We start from the raw sequence: 22596 nt of genomic DNA, 5'->3' as shown, positions 1-22596 counted from the left end.
AGGCGCACTTGCGCCGGCGTAGTCATTCTACGTCAAGCAAGTGCAACGCCGCAGATGGCTGCTTAGCGGCCCGCCCGAAGGGAGCCCCCCCCTCTTCACCAATCGAGAGGGCCCACAGCGGCGTTGCAGCTCTTGAAAATGGAATGACCATTCCCTGCGAGCTGCGCCTAACTGTGAACAATCTGGGGGGCTCTGGTATCACTATTTAGTACCATACAGGACACTAGATCCCAATTGAAAAACCCCGATTATTTTTTTGATCAAAGTCTGACTGAGCAGAGACAGGGGCAAATCTTGTGCTCATCCTGTGGGAGCCAGCTCCGCCGGCGAATGTCCAGGCGCGGCAATTCGCCTGCCAGGCAGGCTCCCACAGAGCCGGGTGGGTCGGGAGTTATCGGAGAGCGATCAGATTTCGATACCGCGCTCCCGCAGCATATCGAGGAATTGATCTTCATCCAGGATGGGAATATCCAGCTCCCGCGCCTTGTTCATTTTTGAACCGGCGCCGGGGCCGGCAACCACACTGGCGGTGTTGGCGGACACACTGCCGGCCACCTTGGCGCCGAGGCGCTGCAGATAATCCTTGGCCTCGCTGCGGGACAGGGTCTCCAGTTTGCCGGTGAGCACCCAGGTCTGGCCGGCAAGCGGCTGCTCTTCGCCGCCCCGCTCTTCCGGTTCCCAGTGTACTCCCGCCTGGCGCAGCGCCTCTATCTCCTCCTGGGCGTGGGCCTGCTGGAAGAATTCCGCCACAAAGTGCGCCACCACCGGGCCCACGTCCTCCACCTGCTGCAATTCCTCCTCATCCGCCCGCGCCAGGGGATCCAGGTCGCCGAAGTGCCGCGCCAGGTTGCGCGCGGTGGCCTCGCCCACTTCGCGAATGCCCAGGGCGTAGAGGAACTTGGGCAGGGTGGTGGCCTTGCTGCGCTCCAGGGCGTCGAGCAGGTTCTGCGCGGACTTCTGCCCCATGCGCGGCAGTTCCGCCAGTTGCTCCAGCGACAGGTGATAGAGGCCAGACACCGAGTGCAGCAGCCCGCCCTCCACCAACTGGTCCACCAGCTTGTCGCCGAGGCCGTCGATATCCATGGCCTTGCGCGAGGCGAAGTGCTTGATCGCCTGCTTCCGCTGGGCGCTGCAGATCAGGCCGCCACTGCACCGCGTCACCGCTTCCCCGGGAGTGGACTCCACCGGCGAATCGCACACCGGGCAGTGGGTGGGGAATTCGATTGCGCGGGCGTCTTTCGGGCGCCGGCTCTCCACCACGGAAACCACCTGGGGAATCACATCGCCGGCGCGGCGGATCACTACCGTGTCGCCGATCATCACCCCCAGGCGCTCTATCTCGTCGCGGTTGTGCAGGGTGGCGTTGGAGACGGTGACACCGCCGACGAACACCGGCTTGAGGCGCGCCACCGGGGTCACCGCACCGGTGCGCCCCACCTGGAATTCCACGTCCAGCAGCTCGGTCATTTCCTCCTGGGCGGGAAACTTGTAGGCCATGGCCCATCGGGGCGCGCGGGCGACGAAGCCGAGACGTCTTTGCAGGCCGATATCGTTGACTTTGAAGACGATGCCGTCGATATCGTAGGCCAGCTGTTCGCGCTTCTCCGCCAGCTTCTTGTAGTAGTCGATGCAGCCCTGGATATCCTTCGCCGCAGCCATTTCACTGTTGATGCGGAAGCCCCAGCGGTTGAGCTGCTGCAGTATCTCCGTGTGCCGGCCCGGCAGCGCGGCGCCCTCCACCAGGCCCACGCCGTAGGCGCACAGCTCCAGTGGTCGCTGGGCGGTAATGCGCGAGTCCAGTTGCCGCAGGCTGCCGGCGGCGGCGTTGCGCGGGTTGACGAAGGTTTTCTCTCCCGCCTTCGCCGCCTCGTCGTTCAGTCTGGCAAAGCCGTCCCGGGGCATATAGATCTCGCCGCGCACTTCCAGCAACTCTGGCACCTTGTGGAGCACACCGTTTTCCATCAGCCGCAGGGGCACGGAGCCGACGGTGCGCACATTCCGCGTGATGTCCTCGCCGGTGGTACCGTCGCCGCGGGTGGCCGCGCGCTCCAGTACGCCGTCGCGGTACATCAGGCTGATGGCGATGCCGTCCAGCTTGGGCTCGCAGGCGTACTCCACCGGATTCCCGGTGTTCAGGCGATCGCGCACCCGGCGGTCGAATTCGAGCAGCTCCTCCTCGTCGAAGGCGTTGTCCAGAGAGAGCATGGGCACCGCGTGGCGCACCTCGGCGAAGGCGGTGAGCGGCTCGGCGCCCACCCGCTGGGTGGGGGAATCCGCGGTGGCCAGTTGCGGGTATTCCCTTTCCAGTTCCTGCAGCTCGCGCAGGCGGCGGTCGTACTCCGCGTCCGGCAGCTCCGGGTTGTCCAGCACATAGTATTGGTAATTGGCGCGCTGGAGGGTTTCGCGGAGCTCCTGTGCGCGCTGATGTTTTTCAGAAGGAATTTTTTTAGTCATTGTGGTTTTGCACAAACAGGAAATTCTTGCCGAAGAATGGGATTTTACATTGTAGGAGCGGCGGGGCGGCCATCCGCCCATGGCCGCGATCGGCACAAGCTACGAAGCAAATCCGATCGCGGCCATGGGCCGCTCCTACAGGGCGGGCCTGGGTTACGCCTGCGCTCTGGCCAGCGCCTTGCGGCGCTGGTACTCCATCACCCGCTGGCGGTAGTGCTCGGCGGTCTGGGCGGTGAATACGCTGCGGTTTTCGTCCTTGAGTTCGCCACCCAACTGCCCGGCAATCTGGCGCGAGGTGGAGAGCAGGATTTCGAACGCCTTGATCGCTTCGCCCTCGATGGGCAGGGCCAGGAACAGGCTGACCCCGGGGCTGGTGAATTCCTCCATCTGGGTGAGGTCGAAGGTGCCGGGCACCACCATATTGGCGAGGCTGAAAATCACCGGGCCGTCCGCTCCGCCGCCGGCGTGGTAGTGGAAAATATTCATGTCGCCGAAGCGCATCCCCGCCGCCAGCAGCACCCGCAGCAGGTCGTTGCCCTCGAAGCGATCGCCCTCCCGCGCCATGATGTTGATAATCAGTACTTCTTCCACCGGGGATTTCTCCCGGTGTTTTTTCTTCGGCTTGTCCGCCGCTTTTTCCGCCTTGCGCGGCCTTTCCGTGGGCGGCGGCGCCTCCGCGGGCGGCGGCGCCGTCTCTTCCGCTGCGGGCGTGTCGTTCAGCGCCTCCAGGCTAGCGGATTCGTCCAGTGCCGGCTCGCGGCGCGTCTCGTCCCCCACCGACTCCATCAGCGTGGGCACCTGCTCTTCCAGGTTCAGGGATGCCTGCTCCGGCTCCCCGGGTTCTTCACTGTGGGGGCCGCCGTCGGCCAGGGGTTTGCGGGAGGACTGGAAAGTCTCCTGCACCAGGCGATTCACCTGCAGGGCTTCCTCCAGGGCGCGGCGCTGCACCACGCGCACCTGGCCCGGCAGCTCCGCGGCGATCTGCCGGCGCCTGGCCTCCTCCTCCGGATCCAGGTATTCCTCTTCGCCCTCTGCGGAAGCGTCTTTGCCCACACTGCGCGGCGGCGACGGCACTTCTTCGTCGCCGTAGGTGTCCCGCTGCATGGCCCGGGACAGGTCGCGGGAAACCTTCATCGCCGCGCGCTGCTTTTTTATCGCCCGCCGCACACCGTCCAGTATTGCGAGAAACAACACCAGTGCGAGAATTGTAATCAGCCAGTTACCCATTGAACCTCTCTTTTACGCCTCCTTACGCGGATGCCAGTTCGGCCGCCTCTTCCACATCCACGGATACCAGGCGGGATACGCCCGGTTCGTGCATGGTGACTCCCAGCAACTGGTGAGCCATCTCCATGGCAATTTTGTTGTGGGTAATATAGATAAATTGCACATGCTCCGACATTTCCTGCACCATTCGCGCGTAGCGGCCCACGTTGGCGTCGTCCAGCGGCGCATCCACCTCGTCCAGCATACAGAAGGGTGCCGGGTTCAGGCGGAAGATGGAAAACACCAGCGCGATGGCGGTGAGCGCCTTTTCCCCACCTGAGAGCAGGTGGATGGTGCTGTTGCGCTTGCCCGGGGGGCGCGCCATGATCGCAATGCCCGTATCCAGCAGGTCCTCGCCGGTCAACTCCAGGTAGGCGTGGCCGCCGCCGAACACTTTCGGGAAGAGTTCCTGCAGGCCGCTGTTGACCTGGTCGAAAGTCTCCTTGAAGCGGGTGCGGGTCTCCCGGTCGATTTTCTTGATGGCGTTTTCCAGGGTTTCCAGCGCGTCGGTGAGGTCGCCGTACTGGCGGTCCAGATAGTTCTTGCGCTCGGATTCCTGTTTGTATTCGTCGATCGCCGCCAGGTTGATCGGTCCCAGGCGCGAGATGCGCGCGGCGACCAGTTCCAGGTCCTGTTGTACGGATTCGATGGTCAGTTCGTCCGGGAGTTCCTCCAGCAGTTGCTCCACCTCGAAGTCGGTCTCACGCAACTGCTCCACCAGGCCGTTGCGCTGTACCTCTAAAGTCTGCTCGGCCAGGCGCTCCTGTTCCAGCTGTGCGCGCACCCCCTGCAGGGCGGACTCCACCTTGTGGCGTTCCTGTTCCCGCTCGCGCAGGCCGCTCTCCACTTCTTCCAGTTTTTTGCGCGCCTCGCCCAGTTCCGCCTCCACTTCCAGGCGCTCGGCCAGTTTTTCCTCCAGCTCGGCCCGAAAGTCCTGGGACGGGTCCTGGGTTTCGGCCATCTGTTCCTGCAGCAGTTCGCGGCGACTGCGCAGGCGCTCCAGCTGCTCGCGCATCACCTGCAGGGTGCGCTCCAGGGATATCATCTGGGTGCGCACCGACTGCTCGCGCATGGCCAGCTCGTGGGCGCGGTCCTTGTCCTCGCGGGCGCGCTGGCGCGCCGCATCCAGGGCCTCGCGCAGTTCATCGCGCGCAGACAATAGCGTTTCGCGGCGGTCGGTGTCGTCGCTCATGGCCTCCACCGCCTCCTGCAACAGCAGCCGCGCTTCCGACAGGGATTCACCCTCCAGCTCCAACTGCTCGCGAACTTCGGCAATCTCCTGCTCCACGCGGGTGCGGCGCTCGTCCATCTGCTCGGCGCGGGCGCGGCGGGCGGACAGCTGGCTGCGCAGTTCCGCCTCGCGGCGGCTGAACTGCTCCACCTCGTTGCGCGACTGCTCGATACCGCTCTCCAGCTCCACCGCCCGGCGGCGCAGCGCCTCGCGCTCTTCCGCCTGCTTCTCGATCTGCTCCTCGCAGGCGGCGATGGAGGCTTCCAGCTCCTCCAGTTCCTGCTTGCGCGCCAGCACACCGGCCTCGGCGTCGGTAGCGCGGCTGACCCGCAGCCAGTTGGGGCCGAGCCAGAGACCGTCCTTGGTGACTATGGATTCGTGGGCCTGCAATCGGGCCCGACTGGAAAGCGCCGCATTCAGGTCTTCCGCAGTGTAGATGCCGGACAGGATACCGGTCAGGGATTGCGGGCCTTTTTCAACCTGCACCACATCCGCCAGCGCCGGCAGGCTGCCGCCAGTGGCGGGGCTGACGCCGGCGCCGTCGATAAACACTGCCTGGCCGCTCTCCAGGGTGGGGAGGCCCTCACTGAGGCTCTCGAGCTGATCGACACAGACTGCCTGCAGTTGGGCACCGAGTACCGTTTCCACGGCCTTTTCCCAGCCGGGGCTGGCGCTGATCTGGTCCGCGAGGCGCGGCCTGTCGGCGAGCGCCTGCTGCTGCAGCCAGTTCTCCACCGCTTTGCCCTGCCCCAGCGCCGCCTGCTGCAGCGCTTCCAGGGAGGCCTGGCGGCCGCGGCTGGTCTGCAACTGCAGGCGCAGCTGGTCCAGCCCGGAGGCGATATCGCTCTCGCGGCCGCGCAGCTCAGCGAGGGATTCATTTTTCTCGGTGACCGCTTCGCGGCGCTCGCCCACCTGCAGCTCCAGTTCGGCGAGCTGTTCGTTCAGTTGCTCGAATTCGCCGTCGTCGCCGCTATCCCTGAGGCCCGTCTGCTCCGCCTGCAGTTTGTTGACGCGCTCTTGCAGCCGTTGGCGGGAGGTCTCCAGGTGTTGGATGCGGGATTGCTGCACTTCCGCCTTCTGCCGCGAGCCGGAAGCGCCCTGGTTGAACTGGTCCCACTCGCTCTGCCAGTCGCGCATGGCGTCTTCGGCGCTCAGCAGCGCCTGGGCGGACTCCTCCTCGGCGGCCTGGACCATCTCCAGGTCCGGCACGATCACTTCCAGTTCGGCCTCGAACTGGGCGGCCTTTTCCCGGTCCGCCTCCAGTCCGGTCTCCGCCTCGCGGTATTCCTGTTCGTTCTGCTGGATATCCGACTGCAGGCGGGTGTTGCGCTCGCGGGCGTGGGCGATGCTCTGCTCCAGGCGCGCGATATCCGCGCCCACGGCGTAGAAGCGGCCCTGCACCTCGTTGAAGCTGTCGGACAGCTCGTGATAGCCCACGCGCTTCTGTTCGATATCGGTGTCGCAGCTGACCTGGCGGGTCACCAGCTCTTCCACGGTGAGTTCCAGCTCGCCGATCTGCTGCTGCTTGGCCCGGGACTGGTCGTTCAGGTCGCGGTACTTCAGCGCCTGCAGGTGGGCCTTGTGGCTGCGCTCTTCCTCTTTGAAGCGGCTGTACTTTTCAGCCGCGGCCGCCTGGCGCTCCAGGCGTGCCAGTTGGCGGTCCAGTTCATCGCGGATATCGGTCAGGCGCTCCAGGTTCTCCTTGGTGCGGCGCATGCGGTTTTCGGTATCGCGACGGCGCTCCTTGTACTTGGAGATACCGGCGGCCTCCTCGATGAATACGCGCAGCTCTTCCGGCTTGGCCTCGATCAGTTTGGAGATCATGCCCTGTTCGATAATCGCGTAGCTGCGCGGGCCCAGGCCGGTACCCAGGAACAGGTCGGTCACGTCGCGGCGGCGGCACTTGTCGCCGTTCAGGTAGTAGTTGTTCTGGCCGTCCCGGGTCACCTTGCGCTTGACCGAGACCTCGGCGAAGGCGGCGTAGGCGCCTTGCAGCTTGCCTTGTGAGTTGTCGAACACCAGTTCGATGGAGGCCTGGCCCACCGGCTTGCGACCGCTGGAGCCATTGAAGATCACGTCGGTCATGGAGTCGCCGCGCAGGTTCTTCGCGGACGATTCGCCCATCACCCAGCGCACCGCGTCGATGATATTGGACTTGCCACAACCATTGGGGCCGACCACGGCGCTGAGGTTGGAGGGAAAGTAGACCGTGGTCGGGTCAACAAAGGACTTGAAACCCGCAAGCTTGATGCACTTCAGACGCATGTATTGTTAACTCGGTATTTGTTCTATGCCGGCGAGCGGTGGCCGCACCAAATGCGCGATTGTACATGGCGCCGGCCGTGGTTTCAGCGCATATTTCACAGGCTGGGAACGCGGAGCCCCGGGGCTCAAGAGGGGCTGCAGGTTCCCGGGAGCGCCCGGTTCGAAGACCGGGGTTCGCAGAATTGTGGTAGGAGCGGCCCATGGCCGCGATCGATGGTGGGCAAAACCACGGATAGTTCGCGGCCCTGGACCGCTCCCGGCCGGACCGCTCCTACAGCTGGTCGTCGATGGTGATGGAAACCGGCTCACCCCACTCGGCCTTGGGCAGAGATTCCACCGCGCCCTGCCAGTCCCCCGGCGCTGGTCTCGCGTCGCCGTTGACGGCCAGCCGCGCCACCAGCTGCACTGAATCCGCACCCTTCAGGGAGCGCCCCGGCATCATCGCGCGGGATTCATCCAGCACCACCTCGGCGGGCAGTTGGCCCGCCGTGAGCTTGACGATGGCCAGCGGCATGGGACTGTCGGCGCCGCGGGCGTAGATGAATACCGGGGTGGCGGGCTCGGCGGAAACCCCTGCGCCCAGCCCCACCTGCACGCGAATCGCCGGGCCGTCGGCAGCCGGGGCGCCGGCCTTGGCCGCCACCGGCTCACCCTTTTCCGCCAGCGCGGCCTCGGCCCGGGCCACTCCGGCGGCCAGCGCCTGTGCCGCCGTAGAATCTGGCGAGGTCTGGTCCAGCGCACGCTGCCAGTAGTCCCGCGCCGCCCGGTATTCGTCCCGGTCGAAGGCGGCAATCCCCGCCAGGCCAAGCGCGGTGCCGTTGCCCGGCTGCACCTGCAGCACCTCGTGCACCAACTCCCGCACCTCTTCGGTGATCCTGGAACCGCCGGCGAGGAACAGCGCCTGCGCCAGTTCCGCCTTGACCCCCACCGCCTGGGGCTCGCTGGCCACTATCGCGCGATACTCGGTCACTGCGCCGGGCAGGTCACCGCTTACCAGCAGGCGCTGCGCCAGCACATAGCGGCCGGTAAGGTCTTCCGGGTGGGCTCGTGCGCGCTCGCGCAACTGGCGGGTAATCCGCGTCTCGGTCTGCTCGTCGGAGAGCCCCTGCTGGCTGGCGACGACATCCCGGTACAGGGCCAGGTCGCCGTGGCGGTCGGAGAGAGCATAGAGCCCCAGCGCCAGCAGTGGCAGCAGCGCCGCCAGGCCGATCAGCAGACCGCGGCCGCCGCCGGAGGCGGCCTTCGCACCAGCGGACTCCTCCGCCGAGAGCAGGTTACGCGCCATCTCCGCCTCCAGTTGCGCATACTGCTGCCGATCGATCGAGCCGCTGTCCAGGGCGGATTGCAGTTCCGCGCGCTGTTCGCGATACAGGGCCGCCAGCGCCGCGCGCTTGTCGGCGGCCTGCCGGGGGCCAACGCCGCGCAGCGCCGGCCACAGAATTACAAAGGCCAGCGGCAGAATCAGCAGCGCCAGGCCCAGCCAGAGTTCAGTCATCTTGTCGCTTCCCGCCGCTCTCGTCTTCCCCCAGCAGCTGCCGCAGCCGCCGGTGTTCGTCTTCGCTCAATTCGCCGCTGGCGTCCTCCTGGCGCGCGCCGGAGCCGCTGCGCGAGCGCGCAACGATCACTATCAGCACCAGCAGCCCGATGGCCGCAAACACCCCCGGCGCCAGCCACAGGACCAGCGTATTGCGCTGCAGCGGGGGGCGGTAGAGCACAAAATCCCCATAGCGGGCCACCATGTAGTCGGATATTTCCCGATCGGTGAAGCCCTCTTCCAGCAACCGGCGGATCTCCCGGCGCAGATCCCCCGCCACCGGGGAATCGGAACCCGCCAGGTTCTGGTTCTGGCACTTGGGGCAGCGCATCTCCTCGATCAGCACTTCATAGCGCGCCTGCAGCTCCGGCGTGGACAGCTGCTCCACCTCCACTGCCGCCAGCGCGGCGAGGGACAGGCAGGCACACAGTGCCGCGGCAATCAGGGCTCGACAGCTTGTCTGTCTCACGGGGGTCTCCGGCGGAAATTTGCGCGATTATAGCAGCGCCACCGGACGGGGCACACGCCCCGATGTCTCCGGGAAGGTGGCTTAACTTATTGAAAGACAAAAATTTTTTCACCGGAGGCGTTGACGGGCAAAAAAATATCATTAAGATACGCAGCTCCTGACGCGGGGTGGTTAGCTCAGTTGGGAGAGCGGCGGCCTTACAAGCCGTAGGTCACAGGTTCGACCCCTGTACCACCCACCACTTTCCTTTCACCTGCCGAGCAGGTTTTCACAAGGGAAGCAGGGATCGCGGACCGGTAGTTCAGTTGGTTAGAATGCCGGCCTGTCACGCCGGAGGTCGCGGGTTCGAGTCCCGTCCGGTCCGCCATATACAAAAAAACCCATCTCGCAAGAGAGGGGCTTTTTTGTATATGGCGGACCGGTGGACGACAAAATTGTTCAGGAACAATTTTGGACGCCGAAGGCGTCCGAAGGGTGAGCGTCATAGATGCGCTCATCAGTCCCATCCTGGTCCAAGTAAAAACAAGAACCGTTCAAAGCAACCTTTCCATCCAGGTAATTTAAGCGTGTCCATTTATCCGGTTTGACTCTTCAATCCACTGCTGCTGGAACCCCATATCCTTAAAATATCCTATGAACACATTCATCAACCTTTCCATCCAATGCTCCAAGTCAGACGTACCGGCGACTTCAACACCACCTTTCTGATCGTCAACAGCACAATCCGTCATCTCCCAGAAAAACCGGGTTAACTCAACTGCCTCATCTACAGTTGAAATATCCTTTTCCCCAGCCAGAACACGAGCGGCCAAGGAATTTTTGAGCTTGTTTGCATAGTGCAAAGCAACTTCTTGAGCAGGCTTTAAATGGTCGGAAAATTTCATCATGCTTTAAACGCCTCAAGTTCCAAGCCTTTCATCACAGCCATACGCTGCGAAACAAATCTTAACTTCTCTATCAGCTGTGAAATCGTCATTCTTTCTGTAACCACAAGCAAATAGTGCTCGTCGTTATCAGGGTCAACCTCAAATGCCAATCCCCTTGGAATCACAACGCTATCCTCCAGAATCCAATAGGCCACATTGATCTTGGTACCCTCATCCTGAAACTTACCGAGAAGGTCCAAAGTAAACTTTGTTTGGTTAAAAGTGCTTGCAAATGAAAGACCATGATTTTTGCTAGGCAAAACCCAATTTGGATCAGACTCAGAGAGTTTATAGTCGCCCTCTTTGATCCCACCTTTTTCCTTATCATCACCAAAGATAACCTTCTTCTTGCCTAGAGAATCCGTTTTGTAAAGGGTCGAAGAGTGAGGATCGATCACCGTCCTGAACATCACATTTGGGCTAGAGGACTTCGATTCCTCATACCTTTTTATTAGCTCTCCAATCTTCTCTTCTATTGAAACTAGCGTTTTCAACTGATTCTGAAATACATATTGCTTCTTCTTTTTTCCCACACTTCCCTCCTTAAAACTGGGAATCGTCCTTCACAGAATCATACTTATAAAAGTTATCCGCCAACATTAACACATCCGAAGTTATAACTACCACCCACTTCTAAACCTCCAATTTGTACATCAGTGCCAATAGGGAAGCCCCTGCCCCAAGCACAATCAAAACCCCAGGCAACCCCGCCAAATTCGCCAGCATCTTGATCCCATCGGAACCGAGGTAAGTGGCGCTACACCAGCCCACAATCCCAATCACACCGGCCCACAGCAGCTTGATCCCAAACGGCGATCCCATATGCTCGGCGGTGACCGAGCGCATGCAGAGCCCGCCTATCGCATCCGTATTGGAATCCGTTGCAGTAATAAAAGAGATAAAACAGGCGAAGATAAAAAACAGGCTGAGCACAATGCTGCCGGGCAGATAACTGAACAGCTGGTAGGCCATAGCTGCCAGTCCCTCGCTCCGATAGACACCGTACATGGCACCGCCATTCTGGATATCGAAATACAGCGCGGAGAGTCCAAAGGTGGAAAACCATAAAAAGCCAAAAATGGACGGCAGCAGCAAATTGACCAGAATAAACTGCCGCACTGTGTAACCCCGGGCTATCTTGCCCAGAAACAGGCAGGACAACGGCGCCCAGGCAAACCAACTGGCGAAGAAGGCAGTGGTCCACCAGCCGGACCAGCGGCTGGATGCGGGCTCATTGAAAAGCAGGTGACGCGGGATAAAGCCGGTCAGGTATTCGGCCAGGGATTGGCTGCCCAGTTTGATGATAAAGATACTGGGCCCCACAACCAGTACATACAGCATCAGCAATACGAACAACACAGTATTGATACGGGCCAGCACCTGTATACCCTGGCGCAGGCCGCTGGCAGCGGAGAGCAGTGCGACGGCGACGATAAACGCCGCCGTAGCGGCGTAAACCTGCGGAGACTTGGGGGTGCTGAACAGGACCTGGAAGCCGTCGCCGATTAGCAGCAGGCCGGCACTCAGCACCGCGGACATGCCCACCACCACGGCGAACAGTACCAGTGCGTCGATACCCTGTGCAGTCTTCTCTCCCAAGCGATCTCCCAGCAAGGGCCGCAACAGGGAACCCACGGAAAAGCTGTGGCCGCAATTATAGAAAGCCAGCGCGAAGGCCAGAGCGGCGACGGTATAGATGGCGTAGGGCGCCAAAGTCCAGTGTACGAACACACTGGACATAGCGAAGCGCATCGCCTCTGCGCCGCCCGATTCAACGCCGGAAAAGGGTGGCGGCTCATGGAGGTGTACCACCGGTTCCGCCACCGCCCAGAAGAGGATGCCCATGGCGATGACTGTGGTGAGGGATACCGAAAACCAGCGAAAAGGAGAATAGATGGGCTCAGCGCCCTCCCCGCCGATACGCACTCGCCCGAGGGGTGAGAAGAAAATATAAATACACAGGGCGAGCAGCGCCAGGGCGCCGTAGAGAAACAGGAAGGAAAAGTTTTCGATTATCGCTGCGTTGACGGCGGAAGTGAGCTGGATAAAGTTTTGTTTATCCACCGCGGTGGCTGCCAGCACTGCCAGGATGCCGACCAGCGCGGGCCAGAAGGTAATGGGCTTCAAATGCCCTATCGTTTTGCGAAAATAAAGAAAGCCAGTATCACTATCCACTATAGCCCGCGCTTGCTGTTATTGATGTGATTGCCTGCAGTAAAAGTATCGTTATACGGGAGGGCGGGCAAGTTTTGGGGTATGGCCCCGCTTTGCGGGGCTTGCCGAGCTGGAGCTCGGCGTTCCCAGGCGGAGCTGGAGCTCCGCGGTCCCGGGGGGCTAGTCGGTGAGGATTTTGAAGCCTTCCGCTAACAGCTGCTCTTTCAGTGCCGGCCAGTGGTTTTGCGGCAGTTTCAGTTGCATGCTGACCTTGTCGGTGTAATCGGCATCCTCGCAAGTGCCTTGATGCTGGCCGGCGAGAAAGCGCAGGCGGGATTCCTGGGAGAAGTCGCAGGTTACCTGGACCTGCAGCAGGGGAACGAAGGGTTTGAGTTCGGTCTGTTGCAGTGCGGCGCCCACGGCGCCGCGGTAGGCGCGCATCAGGCCTCCGACGCCGAGTTTGGTGCCGCCGAAATAGCGGGTGACGATGGCGCCCACATTGCCCACCTGCTGTTTGAGCAGCAGTTCGAGCATGGGGCGCCCGGCGCTGCCGCCGGGCTCGCCGTCGTCGTCCGCCTGCATCACTTCGGGGTTTGAGGGGTTGCCGATCACAACCGCGGTGCAGTGGTGAGTGGCGTCCGGGTATTGCGCGCGAACGGCGTCCAGCTGCTGCTGGAAAGCCGCCTTGTCTCCCACCGGCCCGAGCCAGCAGATAAAACGGCTTTTCTTTTCTTCCGTCTCAGCGACAACGGGCGAGCAGGGAATCCGATAGCTCACCGGCAAATTCGTCCCAGGGTTGTTGTTGCAGTTTCTGATACAGCGGTTGCAGCTTGGTCTGCCAGATGCGGTCGTCCACCACGCCCACATGTTTGCAGCGGATCACTCCCTCCGCATCCACCAGGAAGGTTTCCGGCGCGCCGAACACGCCCAGGTCCAGGGCCAGGCGCCCCTCTTTGTCGGCAATGCTGAACAGGTAGGGATTGTGGAATTTTTCCAACCATTTCTGCGCTTCCACACCGTCGTCTTTCAGGTTGATGCCCACGATGGGCACGCCCTCTTCCGCCAGCTTGTTTAAAAAGGGGTGCTCCACGCGGCAGGCAATGCACCAGGTGGCCCACACGTTCAGCAATAGGGGTTCCGCCGGCAGATCGCTACGTTGTATATTTTTTTCATTTCCACTCCCGGCCAACTGCGGCAGGGAAAATTGCGGCACCGGCTTGTTGAGCAGCGCAGAGGGCATATCCTGGGGATTGAGGGAGAGGCCGCGCCAGAACAGCAGCGCCAGCGCGGCGAAGATAATCAGCGGCAAAAACAGTTTCAATCGCGCCACAATGACTCCTTACGCAATCGCGGGTACAGCGGTGTCGGCCGCCCGCGCGGCCTTGAGTTTGCGATAGCGCTTGTCCGCCACCGCGATGCCGCCGCCGATGGCCATCAACAGCGCCCCCAGCCAGATCCACACCACAAACGCCTTGTACTGCAGGCGCACTCCCCAGTCGCCGCCGGGATTGTCTTTGTCCAGCGGTTCGCCGAGGGCCGCATAGAGGTCGCGGAACAGGCCGGTGTCGATGGCCGCTTCGGTCATGGTATTGCCACCGGAGAGATAATTGCGTTTCTGCGGCAGCAGTTCCGCCACCGCCCTGCCGTTGCGGCTGACAAAAAGCACGCCCTCGGAGGCGCGGTAGTTGGGGCCCCGCACGGAACGCACGCCGTCGAAACGGAAATCGTAGCCGGCCACTTCATAGCTGCTGCCCGGGGACATACGCAGGTCGCGCTCGACACTGTACACACTGGTCAGCGCCACACCCAGCGCCGTCACCGCGAGGCCGGCATGGGCCAGGTGCATGCCGTAGTAACTGGCGCGCTGCCGCCTGAGTCCGGCGCCAAAGGAATCGGCGTTGCGGGTCTTGGCAAAAATATCCGCAACACTGGCCGCGACAACCCAGGTGCCGACAAAAATCCCCAGGACCGCGCCCCAGTGGAACTCGCCCAGGGCGAAGGGCAGTGCCAGCGCCGCAATCGCCGCAACCGCAAACGGCGGACTCCAGTCGCGCAGCAGTTTGCCCCAGCGGCTGTCCTTCCAGTTGGCGTGAATGCCCAGGCCCAGCAGCAGGCAGAGCAGCGCCATCAGCGGCACGAAGAACATATTGAAAAACGGCGGGCCCACGCTGATCTTGCCCCAGTTGAGCGCATCCGCCAGCAGCGGGTACAGAGTGCCGGTGAGCACCACGGCCATAACCAGCACCAGAAGAACATTGTTGCCGAGCAGGAAGGTCTCCCGCGCACGGAAGGAAAAAACACTCTGTGCACTCACCGCCGGCGCGCGCAGGGCGAAGAGCAGCAGGGAGAGGCCTATCACAACAGCCAGGAAGACGAGAATAAATCCGCCGCGCAGCGGATCGGTGGCAAAGGCGTGCACCGAGGTGAGCACCCCGGAGCGAACCAGGAAAGTGCCCAGCAGGCTCAGGCTGAAAGCGAAAATGGCCAGCAGGAGGGTCCAGCTTTTAAACAGGCCGCGTTTTTCGCTCACCGCGAGCGAGTGCAATAGTGCGGTACCCACCAGCCAGGGCATAAAAGAGGCGTTCTCCACCGGGTCCCAGAACCACCAGCCGCCCCAGCCCAGTTCGTAGTAGGCCCACCAGCTGCCCAGTGCGATGCCCAGGGTGAGAAACGACCAGGCCACCGCGGTCCAGGGGCGCGCCCAGCGGGCCCAGGCACTGTCCAGATGACCGCCGAGCAATGCGGCGATGGCGAAGGCGAAGGCCACGGAAAAACCCACATAACCCATATACAGCAGCGGGGGGTGGATGATCATCCCCGGGTCCTGTAACAGCGGGTTGAGGTCGGTGCCCTCCACCGGAGGAAACGGCAGGCTGCGGTCGAAGGGGTTGGAGGTGAGCAGGATAAACAGGAAGAACCCCACCAGCACCAGGCCCAGCACCGAAAGTACACGGGCCACCAGCTCCACCGGCAGTTGGCGGCTGAACAGGGCCACCGCCGCGGCCCAGCCGGCCTGCATCAGCAGCCACAGCAGGATCGAGCCCTCGTGGCCGCCCCACACCGCGGTGATCTTGTAGTGCAGCGGCAGGATGCTGTTGGAGTTCTGCGCCACGTACAAAACGGAAAAATCGCTCTGCACAAAGGCGACGGTGAGGCACACAAAGGCGATGGCGGTAAACACCAGCACCCCCAGGGCCAGCGGGCGCCCCGCTTCCATCCACAGCGGGCGGGCGGTATAGCTGCCGGCCATGGGCACCGCGGCCAGCGCGATGGACAGCAACAGGCCGACAATCAGCGCGAAGTGACCAAATTCCGGGGTCATATTTTCGCCCCGTCCGCGCAGCTGGCGTTTTTGCCCATCGAATCCGCCACTTCCGGCGGCGTGTAATTTTCATCGTGCTTGGCCAGTACCTGGTCGGCGCGCACTGTGCCGTCCCGCATCAGCACGCCGGTAACCACTGCGGCCTCTCCCTCGGCGAAAAGGTCCGGCAGCAGCTTGTCATACATCACCTCCAGGTCCGCCTCGCCGTCGGTGAGCGCGAAGCGCACCTCCAGGCTGTCCGGTGCGCGCTGCACACTGTCGGGCACCACGCAGCCGCCGGCGCGGATGCGCCTGTCGAAGGGTACATCGCCGGCAGCGAAGGCGCTGGGCGCGTAGAAGTAATCGATGTTGTTGCGCATGGCGTAGCTGACAAAGCCCACGGCGGCGCTGGAGAGTGCCACCAGGAGTACCACAAGAATCAGGCGTTGTTTGCGTGCTGGGTGCATAGTTGTTCTCTATAACGCATTATCAATCGCGGCCAGCGGCCGCTCCTACAGGGGTTCGGCCACCCTGTTTTCCGGTCTCTGCCTTCTGGCCTCTGTAATGCGCCGCTGCCGCTGCAGCTCCCGCTGCAACCGGCGGCGATGGAGGGCCGGCCAAATCGCGAGCCCGACCAGGACTATCAGGGTGACGCCGTAGCAAAACCACACATAGACACCGTGGCCATCCATCGCCAGGAAATCGGCGAGGCCGGAAAACTGGAACTGCATCTTAGTTCCCCTCCCCCAGTGCCTGCTGCGCCCACTGGGTGCGCCACTCGCGCTGCAACACCAGGCTGCGGGTGTGCGCGATCAGGGTCCAGGCATAAAAACAGTAAAAACCGGCAATCATGGTGAGCAGCGGATAGAACATGCTCGGGTCTATGCTGTTGGACTGGGTCAACTTGATACTGGCCGGCTGGTGCAGGGTAAACCACCAGTCCACCGACTTGTAGATAATCGGAATATTCACCGTACCCACCAGCGCCAGCAGCGCACAGGCCCTGTCCGCCACCTGCTCGCGGCTGAAGGCGCGGGACAGCGCCAGCACGCCGATATACAGGAGCAGTAGGATCAGCATGGAAGTGATGCGCGCATCCCACACCCAGTAGGTGCCCCAGGTGGGTTTGCCCCAGAGGGCGCCGGTGAACAGTGCGATAAAAGTGAGCGCCGCGCCGATGGGCGCCGCCGCGCGCATCACCACGAAGGAGAGTTTCATTTTCCAGATCAGGCCGATGGCGCCGCTCACCGCCATGATGTAGTAGCCGGCCAGGGCCAGGAAGGCGGCGGGGACGTGGATATAGATAATCCGGTAGCTGTTGCCCTGCTTGGCGTCCTGTGGCGCAAAACCCAGACCCCAGGCGCTGCCGACCGCCAGCAGCACCAGGCTCGCCAGCGCCAGCCACGGCAGCCAGGCGCCGGTCTTGTGGTAAAACCAGCGCGGCGAACCCAAGCGGTGAAACCATTCCCAAGCCAAACGGGACCTCCCAATCAATTATCCAGGCTGATACGGATCGCGCCCGCCGCCGCCAGCGGTGCCAGTGCCGCCGCCGCGGCCAGCAGCGCCGCCAGTACCGCCAACTGGGCGCCGTAGGCGTAGCCGTCGACAGCCGCCTGCACCGCACCGGTGCCGAAGATTAACACGGGCACATAGAGCGGCATAACGATCAGCGCCAGCAGCAGCCCGGCGCGCCGAAGCGCCACTGTGAGCGCCGCGCCCACGGCGCCGATCAGGCTCAGGCTGGCGGTGCCCAGCAACAGTGAAATCAACAGGCATAGATAGCCCTCCACCGGCAGGCTGAGCATCAGCCCCAACAGGGGCGACAGCAGCGCCAGCGGCACGCCGGTCACCAGCCAGTGCACCGCCGCCTTGGCCATCACCGCGAAATACAGTGGTTGCGGGCAAAGCGCCAGTTGCTCCAGGGAGCCGTCCTCGAAATCGCTGCGAAACAGGCTTTCCTGGGAAAGCAGCGTCGCCAGCAGGGCCACCACCCAGATCATTCCCGGCGCCATTCGCGCCAGCAGCTCCGGTTCCGGCCCCACCCCCAGCGGCAGCAGAACGAGCACGGTGACAAAGAACAGCAGCGGGTTGGCGATATCCGCACAGCGGCGCAGGGCCAGCAGCAATTCCAGTCGCAGCAGGGCGGCAAAGCCGGGAGCTGTGCGAACGACAGCGGTCGCGGTTTCAGCCGGCATAGGCGCCCCCCGCGAAGGGTTCTTCCGCTTCGGCCGGGACGTAGGCGGCCAGGTCGATTCGCTGCAGTGGCGCCAGCGCCACCGCCTGGTGAGAAGTAAACAGAAGGCTGCCGCCGCGGCTCAAATGGACGGCCATCTGCCCCTGCAAACGGGACACGCCGGCGGTGTCCAGCGCGGCCAGGGGCTCGTCCAGGATCCACAGGCGGGGGGCATTGGGCAGGAACAGCCGCGCCAGGGCCACACGGCGGTTCTGGCCGGCGGAGAGCCGCTGGCAGAGGGTGTCCTCGAAACCGTAGAGATCCAATTGTTCCAGCGCCAGCAGCGCCTCACTTCTTCCCGCACCGTACCAAGCGAGGTTTTCCACCGGGGTCAGGCCGCGGCGCACGCCGGCCTGGTGGCCGATATACAGCAGAGCCTCGCGCAGTTGCGGCAGGGCCCGGGGATACGGCAGCCCGTTCCAGCGTATCTCGCCGCTGAAATCGCCGGCGCTGCCGATCAGGGTGCGCAACAGGGTGGTCTTGCCGGCGCCGTTGGCGCCCTCGATCTGCAGCGCGGCGCCGGGACCCAGATCGCAGTCCAGTCCGGCAAACAGGCGGCGGCCGTCCCGCTCGCAGGACAGCTGGCGCACTTCTAGCAGACTGTGGGAACCGGGGATAACTGGCATGGTGCCGAAAACGCCGCAACTGATGAAAAACTGAGCGGCATTATACCGGGGCTGGCGGCAATTGCATGGGATTCCACATTGACCGCGTGGATTCACCCTATATCGATCGCGGCCATGGGCAGATTTTTGCCCCGGCCGCTCCACGCATTCGCGGCGCCTTCGGCCCTGCAAAACCTGTATTTCCGTTGGGCGGCATTCCGTTGGGCGGCATTCCGTTGGGCGGCATTCCGTTGGGCGGCATTCCGTTGGGCGGCATTCCGTTGGGCGGCGCTCCGCTGGGCGGCACCCCGCCATCCATGGCGGTCGCCGCTCCTACACAGGTCGGGCCGGTTCGGCGGGGGCGGATTCTCCCCAGTCGAGCGTCGCCCTCACCCGGCTGCTGCCCGGTTGCATTTCCACCTCCCGGCAAATGGCGTTCAGCAGCGGCAGGCCGCGTCCGGAGTAGGCGTTGCCGTTGCCGCTCGCGCGAGGCAGGCCGGTGCCACTGTCCTCCACCACGACCTCCAGTTCGCCGCTGGCACCGCGGTCGCGGCAGCGCAGTTCGATGCGAATCCAGCCCTTGCGCAGCCGGCGGCGCCCCTCTTCCAGGTGCCGGTAGTATTCGGTAAAGCCCCGATCCGTCCGCTTGAGCCCACTGTCCAACCGCAGCAGACCGTGCTCCAGGGCGTTGCGGAACAGTTCACCGAGGACAATGGTGAGATGATCGTGAAAACTGCCGGCACCGGGTACCTGCGCCAGTACGCTGTGCAGCAGCGGCAGCGGGTCGGCGTCGCGCAGCTCCTCGGGGCCAAGGGTGAAGTTGAGCAGCCAGTCACCGATTCCCCTCCTCTGCGCAGCGGTATCCGCCGCCGCCACCTCTGCCGCAGTTGTCATAGGCAACACTTCGTCCAGGGCCACCTCCACCAGCGATAGATCGTCATGCTGGTCGGCACTGTAGGAGTTGACCGTATTCAGGAGGTGGTCGAAACGCCGCCCCTCCGCCAGCGGCTCGACCACCGCTTGCAGCAGCCGCCGTTCGCCGAACAGTTCGCCCCGCTGATTGCGGGCCTCGTGGATGCCGTCGCTCCACAGATAGAGATGATCCCCCGCTTCCACCGGTATATGCACTATGGCCTCCTCCACCCGCGCCTCTTTCAGCACCCCCAGAGGCAGGTGCCGGGATTCCAGCAGACGCAGGTCGCCGCAACACCGGCGCAGGCAGGCCCTGGGCATCCCCCCGTTGAACAGGCGGATATGGCGCTTGTGCGGGTCCAGTTCGAATACCACCGCACAGCAGAACATATTGGACGGCAGTATGCGGTGCAGTTTGGCGTTGATCTCCCGCAGGATATGACCGAGAGAAAAGCCCTTGGGCACCATGGAGTAAAAGCTGGAGGTGAGCGGTACCGCCCCCACGGCGGCGGCGAGACCGTGGCCGGTAAAGTCCCCCAACAGCAGCATCAATTTGCCGCCGGGAGCGTAGGCCGCCGCCAGCACGTCTCCATTGAGTACTGCGCGCGGGGACAGGTGGTAGCGGATGGCGGAAGTCTGGTCCAGGCAGCTCTCGTGCCCCAGCTTGTCGAAAATCTGCCGCGCACTGGCCTGTTCCTGCAACAGGTCCGCGTGGCTGCGCCGTATACGGATGCGCTGGGCCTGCAGGGCGCGCTTGAAGTCACTGAAACGCCGCAGGGCCGCGAGCTTCAGCTGCACCAGAAGCGGGTTGTAGGGGGTGAACAATATGTCGTCACAGCCGGTTTTCAGGCAGGCGGAGGAAAGGGTTTCGCGGTCGGATTTTACAAACAGAAGAGGCACCGGATCGGTCCCCGCCCTGCCGCGCAGTTGCTGCAGGTCCTCAGCTGTCGCATCCCGAGCTGCCGCGGGACCGTAGATCACCAGGTCGGGACGCAGTTGAAGATAATCGGCAAGAGCAGTGGCGGTGTCCGGCCGCACAGCCGATTCCAGTGCTCCGGCTCCGTGCTCGCCGCCGGCGCAGGTCTGCAGCAGCAGCCGCAGCCGGTCGGCCTCCCGGCTGTCGGCCTCGATCACCAGTACACGGTATGGCCCGGGCACGCCAAATCCTCAGCGGACTTTGAAAATCTTGTCGAAATTGGACACCGCGAGGATATTGGCCACATGCTCGCTGGCGTTTCGCAGTTCGATGCAAGGCTGCCCGTCACCGGCGGTATCCAGGCAGTGATCCCGCAACAGCAGCAGCATTCCGAGAGCGGCGCTGTCCAGGTGGAGAGTTTCGGAAAGGTCGATACAGTAGAGTTTGGGTGCCGGAGAGAGGTTCTGGTAGGCGCGCAGGAATTCGCGGTGCATATTGAAATCAAAGCTACCCGAGACTCTGATGGTCAACACTTCGCCGCTCTCGGACAGCTCAGAGGACACTTGCGCCCTGCTTCTTTCGGATACCATCACCATCGCGAAATTCCTTTTCAACTCAAACTGAGGTTGCCGCGCTATACCTTGCCAGACCCTGCCAGACCGCTACCGGAAGCTACCGGTTCCAAGTCAAAAAGAGCTAAACCGCTTATCTGCAGGGACGAACAATAGAGGGTTCGCCCCATCAGGTAAAGAGTGCCGTCCGCGATATCCGGGCCATTGAAATGGCGAAAGGCGCCATCTCCGGCACCTTTCTCTCATCACGCCACTGAACGTGCCATTAGAGGCGTGACAGGAGGCTAAAGGTCGTAATCGTAGTCCATCAGTTCCCGCCGCAGACGCATTTCCTCCAACTTGTCCTCGACCATTCGGCGAGCATCGCGGGGAGCCTGTGACGAGGCTTGCTTGAGTACCTCTGTGGCTATTTGGGGGATGTCCTCGTTATCAAAATCAAGGTCATGTTCGCTAACGTTACCGCTCATACGAAACTCCACAATCTCGATCTGCGAGCGCAGAAAACACCCTATATACAGCGCCCCACAAGGGGTCGCCATACACGTTTCTTATTGTTGTGCCGCCGAGATTAGCCAGCTTCGCCGACCCCGGTCAAGCAAAATTTTATCCCTGGAAACAAGTTTTTTTGCACCTTCCTGGTGCCCTCCAGCAAGCGGAAAATTGTCCTCAATAACCTCCGGCGTCGGCGCCAAAATAACGGCGGACAGTGACGAATTCGAGACAGTTTTTCGAAGGATCTGTGACTGATAGGAGGGGAAACAAAGTAACTCCAGCGTTACCTATAGTGACATGCCAACTCGGGAGCCGGGAATGGCACACCGTGGGAGCCTGCCCTGCAGGGGATCGGGGTACCGGCGACTCTCGTTTCGCCAGCAGGGCCGGCTCCCACAGGTGCTTACTCATCGGAGCCGCCGTGGCGGGAGCGGCAGGCCGGCAACCGGAAGCGGAACAGCCAGACCGGGAGGCGGGAGGCCACCACCAGAGCGGCATCAGCAGGAAATCGGCCGCCGCCCTTTGCGCGGAGCGCGCCAGCCGTTAGAATACCGCGCTCTTTCGGCGCCCGAGTCGACAACGCCCCCGTCGGTTAACAGGATAAACCACGGACCTCCTAAGTCCGGACTGGTGGTTCGAGTCCACCCGGGGGCGCCAATCACTCTTCCCTCGGGGAAACTCAGGCGAGGGCGGTGTACATAAGCACCACCGCAAACAACCCCACCAGCAATACCCAGCCCCAAAAAATCTGTACTGAGCGCTCCAACTGCCGCCGGTTCTTTTTGGATCTTTTCATAGCTGAAGGCCCCTTTGATGTGTTGCTTCGTCAGCTGGGCGCTTTAATAACACTTTGTGGGGGCTGGAGAAAAGTGGGGTTTCGGTGTGGGGAATTAAAAAACCTTCAACCTGAACAGGTAGAAGTGATGGGCCGGGAGGGATGGGCTCGCGCTGCGCGCTCCGGCTTCGCCCGCCACCAAAGGCGGCGACCTGCCGCTGCCTGTCAAACCCTGGCGAGGGTTCTCACCCGCAGTAATCACATTAAAAAAAAGCCCGGCAGTTGCCGGGCTTTATTGTTTAATGGCGGTGAGGGAGGGATTCGAACCCTCGATACCTTGCGGTATACACACTTTCCAGGCGTGCTCCTTCAGCCACTCGGACACCTCACCAAATTCTGATTGTTGCGTTTTAACCGGCTTTTTTACGAGCTTCCGGTCCGCACGCCTGCGTGCTCGTTACGCCCTGCGGGCGTGGTCTCCGCTTCGCTCC

General features: G+C 62.6%; 19 protein-coding genes and 4 tRNA genes. 3 read left to right on the top strand and 20 right to left on the bottom strand.

What is annotated here, in order from left to right:
• Nucleotides 1-405: 405 nt before the first annotated feature.
• The 5 genes from ligA to ACRC0P_RS15095 all read right to left on the bottom strand — a co-directional run bounded on the left by ligA (nucleotide 406) and on the right by ACRC0P_RS15095 (nucleotide 9219).
• The gene (gene ligA / locus ACRC0P_RS15115; RefSeq protein WP_438632134.1) at nucleotides 406-2454 is read right to left on the bottom strand and encodes an NAD-dependent DNA ligase LigA; all 2049 of its coding nucleotides are present in this window, start codon (nucleotides 2452-2454) and stop codon (nucleotides 406-408) included.
• A gap of 153 nt (nucleotides 2455-2607) precedes the next feature.
• Nucleotides 2608-3681 carry a cell division protein ZipA gene (gene zipA, locus ACRC0P_RS15110; RefSeq protein ID WP_438632133.1) on the bottom strand — a complete coding sequence of 358 codons (1074 nt, stop codon included), beginning with the start codon at nucleotides 3679-3681 and terminating at the stop codon, nucleotides 2608-2610.
• Nucleotides 3682-3703: 22 nt separating this feature from the next.
• The gene (gene smc / locus ACRC0P_RS15105) at nucleotides 3704-7216 is read right to left on the bottom strand and encodes a chromosome segregation protein SMC (protein ID WP_438632132.1); all 3513 of its coding nucleotides are present in this window, start codon (nucleotides 7214-7216) and stop codon (nucleotides 3704-3706) included.
• 271 nt (nucleotides 7217-7487) lie between these two features.
• Complete coding sequence (gene ccmI / locus ACRC0P_RS15100) at nucleotides 7488-8711, bottom strand: c-type cytochrome biogenesis protein CcmI (RefSeq protein WP_438632131.1); 1224 nt, start codon at nucleotides 8709-8711, stop codon at nucleotides 7488-7490.
• Nucleotides 8704-9219 (bottom strand): cytochrome c-type biogenesis protein, encoded by a 516-nt coding sequence (locus tag ACRC0P_RS15095; protein ID WP_438632130.1) that lies wholly within the window; start codon nucleotides 9217-9219, stop codon nucleotides 8704-8706. Before ACRC0P_RS15095 ends, ccmI begins: the two co-directional genes overlap by 8 nt.
• A 165-nt stretch (nucleotides 9220-9384) precedes the next feature.
• Here ACRC0P_RS15095 and ACRC0P_RS15090 point away from each other — a divergent pair.
• Nucleotides 9385-9460: transfer RNA gene (locus tag ACRC0P_RS15090), tRNA-Val, on the top strand.
• A 49-nt stretch (nucleotides 9461-9509) separates the two neighbouring features.
• Nucleotides 9510-9586, top strand: a tRNA-Asp gene (locus ACRC0P_RS15085).
• Between the two features lie 193 nt (nucleotides 9587-9779).
• Here the strand turns inward: ACRC0P_RS15085 and ACRC0P_RS15080 are convergent.
• The 14 genes from ACRC0P_RS15080 to ACRC0P_RS15015 all read right to left on the bottom strand — a co-directional run bounded on the left by ACRC0P_RS15080 (nucleotide 9780) and on the right by ACRC0P_RS15015 (nucleotide 21305).
• Nucleotides 9780-10106, bottom strand: coding sequence for a hypothetical protein (locus ACRC0P_RS15080; RefSeq protein WP_438632129.1), 327 nt, complete (start codon nucleotides 10104-10106; stop codon nucleotides 9780-9782).
• Nucleotides 10103-10678 (bottom strand): hypothetical protein, encoded by a 576-nt coding sequence (locus ACRC0P_RS15075; protein WP_438632128.1) that lies wholly within the window; start codon nucleotides 10676-10678, stop codon nucleotides 10103-10105. Before ACRC0P_RS15075 ends, ACRC0P_RS15080 begins: the two co-directional genes overlap by 4 nt.
• 100 nt (nucleotides 10679-10778) lie before the next feature.
• Nucleotides 10779-12272: a BCCT family transporter gene (locus ACRC0P_RS15070; protein WP_438632127.1), complete on the bottom strand. Its 1494-nt coding sequence runs from the start codon at nucleotides 12270-12272 to the stop codon at nucleotides 10779-10781.
• A 207-nt stretch (nucleotides 12273-12479) separates the two neighbouring features.
• Entirely contained in the window at nucleotides 12480-13076 is a 597-nt protein-coding gene (locus ACRC0P_RS15065) for an IMPACT family protein (RefSeq protein WP_438632126.1), read from the bottom strand.
• On the bottom strand, nucleotides 13039-13629 hold the full coding sequence (locus tag ACRC0P_RS15060; protein ID WP_438632125.1) for a DsbE family thiol:disulfide interchange protein: 591 nt from the start codon (nucleotides 13627-13629) through the stop codon (nucleotides 13039-13041). The genes ACRC0P_RS15065 and ACRC0P_RS15060 overlap by 38 nt, the downstream gene beginning before the upstream one ends.
• 9 nt (nucleotides 13630-13638) lie before the next feature.
• Nucleotides 13639-15621, bottom strand: coding sequence for a heme lyase CcmF/NrfE family subunit (locus tag ACRC0P_RS15055; RefSeq protein ID WP_438632124.1), 1983 nt, complete (start codon nucleotides 15619-15621; stop codon nucleotides 13639-13641).
• On the bottom strand, nucleotides 15618-16067 hold the full coding sequence (ccmE, locus tag ACRC0P_RS15050; RefSeq protein ID WP_438632123.1) for a cytochrome c maturation protein CcmE: 450 nt from the start codon (nucleotides 16065-16067) through the stop codon (nucleotides 15618-15620). Before ccmE ends, ACRC0P_RS15055 begins: the two co-directional genes overlap by 4 nt.
• Before the next feature lie 45 nt (nucleotides 16068-16112).
• Nucleotides 16113-16331, bottom strand: coding sequence for a heme exporter protein CcmD (ccmD, locus tag ACRC0P_RS15045; RefSeq protein WP_438632122.1), 219 nt, complete (start codon nucleotides 16329-16331; stop codon nucleotides 16113-16115).
• A 1-nt stretch (nucleotide 16332) separates the two neighbouring features.
• Nucleotides 16333-17076 (bottom strand): heme ABC transporter permease, encoded by a 744-nt coding sequence (locus tag ACRC0P_RS15040; protein ID WP_438632121.1) that lies wholly within the window; start codon nucleotides 17074-17076, stop codon nucleotides 16333-16335.
• Between the two features lie 14 nt (nucleotides 17077-17090).
• Complete coding sequence (gene ccmB, locus ACRC0P_RS15035; RefSeq protein ID WP_438632120.1) at nucleotides 17091-17795, bottom strand: heme exporter protein CcmB; 705 nt, start codon at nucleotides 17793-17795, stop codon at nucleotides 17091-17093.
• Nucleotides 17785-18459, bottom strand: a complete 675-nt coding sequence (gene ccmA / locus ACRC0P_RS15030; protein ID WP_438632119.1) for a cytochrome c biogenesis heme-transporting ATPase CcmA — start codon at nucleotides 18457-18459, stop codon at nucleotides 17785-17787. The genes ccmB and ccmA overlap by 11 nt, the downstream gene beginning before the upstream one ends.
• Before the next feature lie 312 nt (nucleotides 18460-18771).
• The gene (locus tag ACRC0P_RS15025; protein WP_438632118.1) at nucleotides 18772-20508 is read right to left on the bottom strand and encodes an ATP-binding SpoIIE family protein phosphatase; all 1737 of its coding nucleotides are present in this window, start codon (nucleotides 20506-20508) and stop codon (nucleotides 18772-18774) included.
• 9 nt (nucleotides 20509-20517) lie between these two features.
• On the bottom strand, nucleotides 20518-20862 hold the full coding sequence (locus tag ACRC0P_RS15020) for an STAS domain-containing protein (RefSeq protein WP_438632117.1): 345 nt from the start codon (nucleotides 20860-20862) through the stop codon (nucleotides 20518-20520).
• Nucleotides 20863-21122: 260 nt separating this feature from the next.
• A complete protein-coding gene (locus ACRC0P_RS15015; RefSeq protein ID WP_438632116.1) occupies nucleotides 21123-21305 on the bottom strand; it encodes a PA3496 family putative envelope integrity protein in 183 nt (60 codons plus the stop codon).
• A 606-nt stretch (nucleotides 21306-21911) separates the two neighbouring features.
• Between ACRC0P_RS15015 and ACRC0P_RS15010 the strand changes: the two genes are divergently transcribed.
• A tRNA-Arg gene (locus ACRC0P_RS15010) sits at nucleotides 21912-21987 on the top strand.
• A 421-nt stretch (nucleotides 21988-22408) separates the two neighbouring features.
• Here ACRC0P_RS15010 and ACRC0P_RS15005 read toward each other — a convergent pair.
• A tRNA-Ser gene (locus tag ACRC0P_RS15005) sits at nucleotides 22409-22496 on the bottom strand.
• Between the last annotated feature and the right edge of the window lie 100 nt (nucleotides 22497-22596).

The sequence above is a fragment of the Microbulbifer sp. genome, from assembly GCF_051659245.1.
In the GTDB taxonomy this organism is placed as follows: domain Bacteria; phylum Pseudomonadota; class Gammaproteobacteria; order Pseudomonadales; family Cellvibrionaceae; genus Microbulbifer.
This window is presented reverse-complemented; position numbering and strand designations above follow the sequence as displayed.

Excerpts from the sequence above, each read along its gene's own strand:
- ligA (WP_438632134.1), bottom strand. The coding sequence starts at position 2,454 with ATGACTAAAAAAATTCCTTCTGAAAAACATCAGCGCGCACAGGAGCTC.
- zipA (WP_438632133.1), bottom strand. The coding sequence starts at position 3,681 with ATGGGTAACTGGCTGATTACAATTCTCGCACTGGTGTTGTTTCTCGCA.
- smc (WP_438632132.1), bottom strand. The coding sequence starts at position 7,216 with ATGCGTCTGAAGTGCATCAAGCTTGCGGGTTTCAAGTCCTTTGTTGAC.
- ccmI (WP_438632131.1), bottom strand. The coding sequence starts at position 8,711 with ATGACTGAACTCTGGCTGGGCCTGGCGCTGCTGATTCTGCCGCTGGCC.
- ACRC0P_RS15080 (WP_438632129.1), bottom strand. The coding sequence starts at position 10,106 with ATGATGAAATTTTCCGACCATTTAAAGCCTGCTCAAGAAGTTGCTTTG.
- ACRC0P_RS15055 (WP_438632124.1), bottom strand. The coding sequence starts at position 15,621 with ATGACCCCGGAATTTGGTCACTTCGCGCTGATTGTCGGCCTGTTGCTG.
- ccmE (WP_438632123.1), bottom strand. The coding sequence starts at position 16,067 with ATGCACCCAGCACGCAAACAACGCCTGATTCTTGTGGTACTCCTGGTG.
- ccmD (WP_438632122.1), bottom strand. The coding sequence starts at position 16,331 with ATGCAGTTCCAGTTTTCCGGCCTCGCCGATTTCCTGGCGATGGATGGC.
- ccmB (WP_438632120.1), bottom strand. The coding sequence starts at position 17,795 with ATGCCGGCTGAAACCGCGACCGCTGTCGTTCGCACAGCTCCCGGCTTT.
- ccmA (WP_438632119.1), bottom strand. The coding sequence starts at position 18,459 with ATGCCAGTTATCCCCGGTTCCCACAGTCTGCTAGAAGTGCGCCAGCTG.
- ACRC0P_RS15020 (WP_438632117.1), bottom strand. The coding sequence starts at position 20,862 with ATGGTGATGGTATCCGAAAGAAGCAGGGCGCAAGTGTCCTCTGAGCTG.
- ACRC0P_RS15015 (WP_438632116.1), bottom strand. The coding sequence starts at position 21,305 with ATGAGCGGTAACGTTAGCGAACATGACCTTGATTTTGATAACGAGGAC.